Genomic DNA, 8747 nt, shown 5'->3' on the forward strand with positions numbered 1-8747 from the left:
CGGGGTGATCGGGTGGCGAACCACCGGTGGCCCCGGTGTTGCGGATCAGTGACGCAGGCTGCGCAGTGCCTTGCCGAGGATCGCCGCACGCTGTCCGGCGTCCTGTACGTGCTCCAGGCCGAAGCCCAGCAGCACGGTGTCACGGGTGGTCACGGCGGAGTAGGCCTTGAAAAGCTCCTGGACGCGCGTCCAGTCGCCGTCCACGGCCGGGCTGCCCGCCGGGGCTCCCGGGGTGGTCCAGGCGCCGAGGGAGGTCTCGAAGCCCTCGGCCTGCTGCTCGGTGCCGCCGACGGCCAGGCGCGTGTTGTCCGCGAAGAGGCCGCGGCCGCCCGTGCTGGGGTCGGTGACGTAGCTGAGCGAGAGGTCGACCTTCTTCCCGGCGTAGGCGCTCAGGTCGAAGGCGACCTGCTTCCAGCCGTTGGAGGTGCCGGTGAAGCTGTTCCAGGCGCCGGTGGTGCCGGACGCCTGGCAGCCGTCGTCGCCGAGGGTGAGGTAGTGCTCCAGGAACGGGTGACTGGCGACGAAGAACCCGGCCGCGCACTCGTCGGGGACCGCGGCGGTGGTGGCGCCGCCGGCCTCGGGGAGCGTGGTCCAGTCCTCGGCGCCGGTGGTGTGCGCCTCCAGGACGGCGTGGTCGTAGCCCGGCTCGGTGTTCCAGTTGAGCGCGAGACGCAGCTCGGGCCGGTCGGCCGCGGTGACCCCGGTGAGGTCGACGGTCCGGCTCAGGCGCCGCCACTCGTCGTCCTCGTGGGTGGCAGCCGCCATCCAGGCGCCCTGGTAGGGGGCGTACGGGTTGACGATGCCGGCGTACGTGCCGGCCTGCGCGCTCCGGAACTGGGGGAAGGTCTCCGGGTCCAGGGTCTCGGAGGTGATGTTGTAGACCCCGGCGGCGTTCAGCGGGTTGCCGGGGGCGGCCCCCAGCGGTCCCGCCGCGCCCGCGAGGGCGCCGGCGCCGGTGAAGCCGGTGGCGCCGCCCAGGGACGTGCGGCCGTACGCGCCCAGGTAGTACTGGCTGAAGTCGTTGGTCTGGGCGCGCCCGACCGTGGCGTTGCCGCCGGCCAGCTCACCGGCCTCGACGAGCTTGCCGCCCTCGTTGATGAAGTCCCGGACGGCCAGCTGGGTGTCGCCGGTCGGGGCGGTGGCCCCGGTGTAATGGACGGCGGTGGAGAAGTGGGCGAGGACCCCCAGCGGGTGCGGGGCGCCCTGGGTGGGGACGTCCCAGACGACGGCGGTACGGCCGTTGGCCCGGAGGGCGTCGACGTAAGCGGCGGCGTTCTGGGCGGAGCCGGCGCCTTCGGCGATCACGATCGTGTCGGCGCGGGGGCGCTCGGCGACGGTGTAGGTGAAGTGCTCACTGGCCGTGGACCGGCCGGCCTTGGTGCGGCCGGTGAACCAGACCTCGACGGTGTCGCCCGGGTCGGCGTCCTCGACCTCGGCGCGGTACTCGTCGAAGTGGAGGTTGTCGTCGCCGCCGTAGGTCTCGCCGCCCTTCCAGGCCTTGAGGTCCTCGTCGTGCGTGCGGCCGCCGTTGATCCGGTAGTTGAGCTCCTTGTCCCGGACGGACTTGCGGGCGGTGACGGCGACTTCCTGGTCCTCACCGCGCGCGTACGAGGTGGTGAAGGGGTCCAGGGTGAAGTCGGGGGCCGTCAGGCCGACCGAGGAGACCGGCTGGTCGGGGTGGACGGCGGTCTCGGCGACGGAGAGCGCGAAGGGGACGTTCTTGGCGAACTCGCCCTGGATGAGCTTCTCGTCGTCGGGGAAGTTGAAGCCGGACTGGCAGTCCCTGGCCTCCCACGCGTCGGCCGGGTCGGCCGCCGAGGCGGTCTGGCAGGTCGTCATCTCCGGGGTGAACATCATCGTGCCGTTGACGTTCGCCGCGTGCCCGTCGGCCTCACCGTTGGTGGTGTACAGCTCGGAGGAGACCTGCGGGTAGTAGCCGGGGACCGCGGAGTTCTCGGGCGTACCGGCGAGGGCCTGGTAGAGCACGTCGTCGGGGGTGGGGGTGGCGACCTGCCAGCCCACGCCGTAGAGGAGCAGTTCGGCGGCCGAGTGGTAGTTGATGCCGTAGTCGAAGCCGATGCTCTTCTGGAAGCGGTCGATCGCCTTCGTCTCTGGCTCGGAGCCCGGGCCCGCGCCGCGGTAGGTCTCGTTGTTGGGGCGGGGGGACGAACCCTCGTCGTCGTAGCCCCACTTGAAGGCGAAGTTGCGGTTGAGGTCGACGCCGTCACCGGAGGTGATCTGTCCGTCGCCGTTGACGTCCCGCAGGTTCTTGCGCCACAGCCGGTCGCCGTCGGGGCTGAACGTGTAGTCGTAGCCGTCCGGGTTGGCGCTGGGGACGAACCACAGCTCGGTGGAGTCGACGATCTTGGTGATCCGCCGGTCCTTGCCGTAGTTGTCGAGGTAGTAGTGCATCAGCCGGCGCGTCATCTCGGGAGTGATCCACTCCCGGGCGTGCTGGTTGGACATGTAGAGCACGGACGGCTTGGCGCCGTCCTTCGTCTTCTTCGCACCCTTGCTGATCTTGATCGCGAGGATGTCCTGGCCCTGGACGGTCTTCCCGATGGAGACGACCTTGGTGAGGCCGGGGTTGGCCTGCCCGGTCCTGACGATCTCTTCCTTCAGGTTGCCCTTGCCGCTGTACGGCCGGAAGACGCCGTCACCGGCGGCCTGGATCCTGGCCTCGGCCTTCTGGGCGACCTTGCGCTCGGTGACGTCGACACCCTGCTGCTCCAGGCCGCGCGCCTGCGCGTCGGTGAGGAACAGCTCGACCTTCGCCGTGCCCTTCTCCGGTGCCAGCTCGCCCAGTTCGTGGGAGTCCTGGCCGGCGGCTATGAGCAGCGGCACCTGCTCCTTGGTGACCTGTGCGTCGAACACCTTCACGGCGTCCGAGCCGGCGTCCGCGCCCGGCGTCGTCTGTGCCTCGGCGAGCGGCGCCAGTGTCACTCCGCCCACCAGCAGCGCGCCCGCCGCGAGGATCGATCTCGCTCTGCGTCTCATGTGCCCCCCTTGCCGTTGTCCGTCACGTACGTGACCAGACGTCAGGTTGACCATGCTCCATGATCATGTCAAGGGCACATCGGGCAGTCGCGGGGTACGTGCTGCGGACACCTAAAAACGGGTGCCGCCGGCGTCTTCAAAAGGCCGGCAGCACCCGGTGGTACGTGGTGGAGAGACTCAGCCGACGAGACCGTCGGCCATCTCCTCGCTGAGCGTCGACTCCGTACCCGGAATGCCCAGGTCCTGCGCCCGCTTGTCGGCCATGGCGAGCAGCCGGCGGATCCGGCCCGCGACCGCGTCCTTGGTCAGCGGCGGGTCGGCGAGCGCGCCCAGCTCCTCCAGCGACGCCTGCTTGTGCTCCATACGGAGCCGGCCGGCGGCGGCGAGATGCTCGGGCACCTCCTCGCCGAGGATCTCCAGGGCACGTCCCACCCGGGCCCCGGCGGCGACGGCGGCGCGGGCGGAGCGGCGCAGGTTGGCGTCGTCGAAGTTGGCGAGGCGGTTGGCCGTGGCGCGGACCTCGCGGCGCATCCGCCGCTCCTCCCAGGCCAGCACCGACTCGTGCGCGCCGAGCCGGGTCAGCAGGGCGCCGATCGCGTCCCCGTCCCGTACGACCACCCGGTCCACGCCCCGTACCTCACGGGCCTTGGCGGCGATCTGGAGCCGACGGGCCGCGCCGACCAGGGCGAGGGCGGCCTCGGGGCCCGGGCAGGTCACCTCCAGCGAGGAGGAGCGGCCGGGCTCGGTGAGCGAGCCGTGCGCGAGGAACGCCCCGCGCCAGGCCGCCTCGGCGTCACAGGTGGCCCCGGAGACGACCTGCGGGGGCAGGCCGCGGATCGGGCGCCCCCGGCCGTCGACCAGACCGGTCTGCCGGGCCAGCTGGTCACCGCCGGTGATCACCCGTACGACGTAACGGCTGCCTCTGCGCAGACCGCCCGGGGCCATCACCACCAGCTCCGAGTTGTGCCCGAAGATCTCCAGGATGTCCTTGCGGAGGCGGCGCGCGGCGATGCTGGTGTCCAGCTCCGCCTCGATCACGATGCGGCCGCTCACCAGGTGCAGCCCGCCCGCGAACCGAAGAATCGCCGAGACCTCAGCCTTCCTACAACACGTCCGGGTGACGGGGAGGCGGGCGATCTCGTCCTTCACCGCTGGCGTCATCGCCATGGGCCGATCCTTCCATGCATCCGAAAAATACGGTCGTACGCGGCTGCCAACAGCTCCGGATCGTGCTTCGGGGAACTGTCGGTCGCTGCCACCGGCGCCAGCTCGACCGCGGCACCGAACCGTTTGGCGGCATCGGCGAGTGACTCGCAGTCAGGCACGGCGGCCTCATCGGCGAGCACCACGTCCAGGGCGAGTTTAGGGGCGTGTCGCCCCAAAACCTCCAAATGACGCTGCGGTGAGAAGCCATCGGTTTCACCGGGTTGTGGTGCGAGATTCAACGACAGGACCCGGCGGGCCTTCGTCTCGACCAGGGCGTCGAGCAGCTCGGGCACCAGCAGGTGCGGGATGACCGAGGAGAACCAGGAGCCGGGGCCGAGCACCACCCAGTCGGCGTCCAGCACCGCCGCGACGGCCTCGGGCACGGCGGGCGGGTCGTTCGGCACCAGGTGCACGGACTGCACCTCACCGCGCGTGAGCGCGACCGTGGCCTGCCCGCGCACGGTGTCGACGTCGTCCGGGCGGGCCGGGTCGTGCCCCCGTACGAGCGCCTGGAGCTCCAGCGGCACCGCGGACATGGGCAGCACCCGGCCGTGCGCGCCGAGCAGCTTGCCGACCAGGTCCAGGGCCTGCACGTGGTCGCCGAGCTGCTCCCACAGGGCGACGATCAGCAGGTTGCCGACGGCGTGGTCGTGCAGATCGCCCCGGGAGACGAAGCGGTGCTGGATGACCCGGGCCCACGTCTGGCCCCAGTCGTCGTCACCGCAGAGCGCCGCCAGCGCCTTGCGCAGGTCGCCGGGCGGCAGGACACCCAGCTCGTCGCGGAGCCGGCCGCTGGAGCCGCCGTCGTCGGCGACCGTGACCACGGCGGTCAGGTCGCCGGTGATCCGGCGCAGGGCCGTCAGCGAGGCGGACAGGCCCCTGCCGCCGCCCAGCGCGACGACCTTGGGCTGGGCACCGCGAGCCCGCGACGCCGGCGCGGGGGTGCCCCTGCGCAGGCGCCGCATGCGGAAGGTGCGTCCGGTCACTCGCGCCCCATGTCCCGGTGGACGACGACGGTCTCGACGCCTTCGCCGGCGAGGCGCGCGGCGAGCTTCTCCGACATGGCCACGGAACGGTGCTTGCCACCCGTACAGCCGACCGCGACCGTCACGTACCGCTTGCCCTCGCGGCGGTACCCGGCGGCGATCAGCTGGAGCAGCTCGGTGTAGCGGTCGAGGAACTCCTTGGCGCCCGGCTGGTTGAAGACGTACGCGGACACCTCCTCGTTGAGGCCCGTGAACGGCCGCAGCTCCGGGACCCAGTGCGGGTTCGGCAGGAAGCGGCAGTCCACCACCAGGTCGGCGTCGACCGGCAGGCCGTACTTGTAGCCGAACGACATCACCGTCGCCCGCAGCTCGGGCTTCTCGTCCCCGGCGAACCCGGCGTCCAGCTTCGCGCGCAGCTCGTGCACGTTGAGGCTGGAGGTGTCGATCACCAGGTCGGCGTCGCCGCGCAGCTCACGCAGCAGATCACGCTCGGCCTCGATGCCGTCCACGATCCGGCCGTCCCCCTGGAGGGGGTGCGGGCGGCGGACCGACTCGAACCGGCGCACCAGCGCCTCGTCGGACGACTCCAGGAAGACGATCCTCCGGTTGACGCCCTTGGCGTCGAGGTCCGCCAGCGACTCACGGAGGTTGTCGAAGAACCGCCGGCCGCGGACGTCCACGACCACCGCGATCCTGGCCACATTGCCCTGCGAGCGCGCGCCCAGCTCCACCATCGTGGGGATCAGGGCGGGCGGCAGGTTGTCGACGACGAACCAGCCGAGGTCCTCCAGGCACTTCGCCGCGGTGCTGCGCCCCGCGCCCGACATGCCGGAGATGATCACCAGCTCGGGGATGGCCGCCTCGCCGGCCTCACCGGCCTCCTTCGTGGTGCCCGTACTCACGTGCTCCGCTCCGTCCCGGTCGTGCTCAGTCATGCGTGCTGCCCCCGTCGTCATCCATGATCTCTCCTGTTGCCGTGTTCACGGCGGGTGCGGCCGGGGCCGCCTGGGCGAGGGCCACGGCCACGGCCTCGGCCGTCTTGCGGCCGAGCCCCGGGACCTCGCAGATCTGCTCGATTGTCGCCTGCCGCAGCCGCTTCACCGAGCCGAAATGCTTGATGAGCGCCTGCTTCCGCGTCTCACCGAGACCGGGGACGTCGTCCAGCGGGCTGGTCCTGATGCGTTTGGCCCGCTTCGCCCGCTGATAGGTGATCGCGAAGCGGTGCGCCTCGTCGCGCACCCGCTGGAGAAGATAGAGCCCCTCGCTGGAGCGGGGCAGGACCACCGGATCGTCGTCGTCGGGCAGCCAGACCTCTTCGAGGCGCTTGGCGAGCCCGCAGACCGCCACGTCGTCGATGCCCAGCTCGTCCAGGGCCCGCTTGGCTGCCGCGACCTGCGGCTGTCCGCCGTCGACCACGACCAACTGGGGCGGGTACGCGAAGCGCTTGGGGCGGCCGTCGTCCTCGGGCGCGGCGACGACCTCGCCCGAGGCGGTGGTCTCGCCCACGAGGTCCTGCTCGGTCCACTCCCCCGTCCTCTCCTTCTCCAGGAGGTAGCGGCGGAAGCGGCGGGCGATCACCTCGTGCATCGACCGGACGTCGTCCTGCCCCTCGCCGTGCCAGACCTGCGTGTCCCCGACCTTGCCCTTGATCTGGAAGCGGCGGTATTCGCTCTTACGGGCGAGGCCGTCCTCGAAGACCACCATGGAGGCGACGACGTCGTCCCCCTGGAGGTGGGAGATGTCGAAGCACTCGATCCGCAGCGGCACACTGTCCAGGTCCAGGGCCCGCGCGATCTCCTCCAGCGCCCGCGAGCGGGTCGTGAGGTCGCTGGCCCGCCTGGTCTTGTGCAGGACGAGCGCCTGCTGGGCGTTGCGCTCGACCGTCGCCATCAGGTCCTTCTTGTCGCCGCGCTGCGGGATCCGCAGGGACACGTGGGAACCACGCCGGTCGCTCAGCCACTGCGTGACGGCGGCCGTCTCCACGTCGTCGCCGGGCAGCGCCGGGACCAGGACCTCTTTCGGTACGGAGTCGCCGGTCTCGTCCCCGTACAGCTGCTGGAGCGCGTGCTCGACCAGGCCCGCCGTACCGACCTCCTCGACCTTGTCCGTCACCCAGCCGCGCTGGCCGCGCACCCGGCCGCCGCGGACGTGGAAGATCTGCACGGCGGCCTCCAGCTCGTCCTCGGCCACCGCGATCAGGTCCGCGTCGGTGGCGTCGGCGAGCACGACGGCGTTCTTCTCCATCGCCCGGCGCAGCGCCCCTATGTCGTCGCGCAGCCGCCCCGCCTTCTCGTACTCCATGTCCTCGGCGGCGACCGTCATCTGCCGCTCCAGGCGGCGGATGTACGCGCCGGTGCGGCCGGCCATGAAGTCGCAGAACTCCTCGGCCAGTTCGCGGTGTTCCTCGGGGGTGACCCGGCCGACGCAGGGCGCGGAGCACTTGCCGATGTAGCCGAGCAGGCAGGGGCGTCCCGTGCGCTCCGCGTTCTTGAACACCCCGGCGGAGCACGTCCGTACGGGGAACACCCGGAGCATCAGGTCGACCGTCTCGCGGATCGCCCAGGCGTGTCCGTACGGGCCGAAGTACCGCACGCCCTTGCGCTTGGCGCCGCGCATCACCTGGACGCGCGGGAACTCCTCGTTGAGGGTGACCGCGAGGTACGGATAGCTCTTGTCGTCGCGGTACTTGACGTTGAAGCGGGGGTCGAACTCCTTGATCCAGGAGTACTCCAGCTGGAGCGCCTCGACCTCGGTGGAGACGACGGTCCACTCGACGGAGGCGGCGGTGGTGACCATCGTGCGGGTACGGGGGTGCAGGCCGGCCAGGTCCTGGAAGTAGCTGGACAGGCGCGGGCGCAGGCTTTTCGCCTTCCCGACGTAGATCACCCGGTGGTGTTCGTCGCGGAATTTGTAGACCCCCGGCGAGTCGGGGATCTGTCCCGGCTTGGGGCGGTAGCTGGAGGGGTCGGCCATGCTGTCCACCCTACTTGCGAGGACGGACAGCGCGGGACGCGCGCGGGGCCGGAGCGGGTGGCCCCCGGTGCCGGGGGGCCCTTGGTGCCGCGTCAGGCTTTCGGGCCCGCCACCAGGTTGTCGCCCTCCAGGGTGACCGGGACCTTCGGCAGCGGGACGGTGGCGGGGCCGTGGACCGCCTCGCCGGTGGTGACGTCGAAGCGGCTGCCGTGACACGGGCAGTCACCGATCGTGCCTTCGAGCTTCTCCAGGAGGCAGCCCGCGTGGGTGCACTGGGCGCTGAACCCCTTGTACTCGCCCTTCGCCGGGCAGTAGACGATCACCCGCTGCTCGCGGTAGAGCTTCGCGCCGCCGACGGGCACCTCGGACGCGGCGCCGAGCGGCTCGGGGGCGGTGGGGGTGGGCGTCCGGGCGTGACCGAGCTTCGACTCTGTGGAGCAGGCCGCGACCCCCAGTCCGGCGGCGCCGGCGAGCGCGGCGCCCTTCAGCACGGTGCGGCGGGGGGTGGGCATGGGGTCTCCACGGGTCGGGGTGGTACGGGCCCCGCGGTACGGGCGGGGTGGCATACGTGACGATACCGGCGCG

The 8747-nt window shown here is 71.4% G+C and carries 6 protein-coding genes; all 6 read right to left on the bottom strand.

Features of this window, described 5'->3' with window-relative positions:
* Window positions 1-45: 45 nt before the first annotated feature.
* The 6 genes from GT042_RS13635 to GT042_RS13660 all read right to left on the bottom strand — a co-directional run bounded on the left by GT042_RS13635 (window position 46) and on the right by GT042_RS13660 (window position 8674).
* Window positions 46-2997 carry a M14 family metallopeptidase gene (locus GT042_RS13635; RefSeq protein ID WP_161308969.1) on the bottom strand — a complete coding sequence of 984 codons (2952 nt, stop codon included), beginning with the start codon at window positions 2995-2997 and terminating at the stop codon, window positions 46-48.
* Window positions 2998-3174: 177 nt separating this feature from the next.
* The gene (whiA, locus tag GT042_RS13640) at window positions 3175-4164 is read right to left on the bottom strand and encodes a DNA-binding protein WhiA (RefSeq protein WP_041990916.1); all 990 of its coding nucleotides are present in this window, start codon (window positions 4162-4164) and stop codon (window positions 3175-3177) included.
* On the bottom strand, window positions 4155-5168 hold the full coding sequence (yvcK, locus tag GT042_RS13645; RefSeq protein ID WP_202532735.1) for a uridine diphosphate-N-acetylglucosamine-binding protein YvcK: 1014 nt from the start codon (window positions 5166-5168) through the stop codon (window positions 4155-4157). The genes whiA and yvcK overlap by 10 nt, the downstream gene beginning before the upstream one ends.
* Before the next feature lie 17 nt (window positions 5169-5185).
* Complete coding sequence (gene rapZ / locus GT042_RS13650; RefSeq protein ID WP_161308971.1) at window positions 5186-6124, bottom strand: RNase adapter RapZ; 939 nt, start codon at window positions 6122-6124, stop codon at window positions 5186-5188.
* The gene (uvrC, locus tag GT042_RS13655; protein ID WP_161308972.1) at window positions 6117-8162 is read right to left on the bottom strand and encodes an excinuclease ABC subunit UvrC; all 2046 of its coding nucleotides are present in this window, start codon (window positions 8160-8162) and stop codon (window positions 6117-6119) included. The genes rapZ and uvrC overlap by 8 nt, the downstream gene beginning before the upstream one ends.
* Window positions 8163-8254: 92 nt before the next feature.
* On the bottom strand, window positions 8255-8674 hold the full coding sequence (locus GT042_RS13660) for a Rieske (2Fe-2S) protein (RefSeq protein WP_161308973.1): 420 nt from the start codon (window positions 8672-8674) through the stop codon (window positions 8255-8257).
* Window positions 8675-8747: the final 73 nt, after the last annotated feature.

Origin of the sequence: Streptomyces sp. SID3212, assembly GCF_009865405.1 — a bacterium.
Classification (GTDB): Bacteria; Actinomycetota; Actinomycetes; order Streptomycetales; family Streptomycetaceae; genus Streptomyces.